Below are 255 nucleotides of genomic sequence, written 5' to 3'. Positions count from 1 at the left end.
GTCTTATGGTAGTCATGCTGATGAGCAAGACAGTATTGCACAATATCGATCCGTTCCTGCCAAGTCGTCGAACGCCCCTTCGTCATCGCTTTCGCTCCTCCTGAATAAGCTTTTAAGCTGCTATGACTATTATACTCCTTAATCCAGTTGAAAAGCTGCGTTCTACTTGCAATCTTGTATTTATCGATGATCTGATATTGGGACAATCCTCCCTCTATGTAATCCTTCACCGCTTGGAGCTTAAGCTCAGCACTA

1 protein-coding gene is annotated in these 255 nt (G+C 43.9%); it reads right to left on the bottom strand.

Annotated elements, in window-relative coordinates; genetic code table 11:
- The coding region (locus M3650_RS31605) for a transposase (protein WP_251580314.1) at positions 1–255 on the bottom strand (255 nt) is incomplete at both ends.

The organism is Paenibacillus sp. MER TA 81-3, from assembly GCF_023713585.1.
GTDB lineage: Bacteria > Bacillota > Bacilli > Paenibacillales > Paenibacillaceae > Paenibacillus_B > Paenibacillus_B profundus.
The sequence above is the reverse complement of the archived record's forward strand: the minus strand, read 5'-3'. Positions and strand labels throughout refer to the sequence as shown.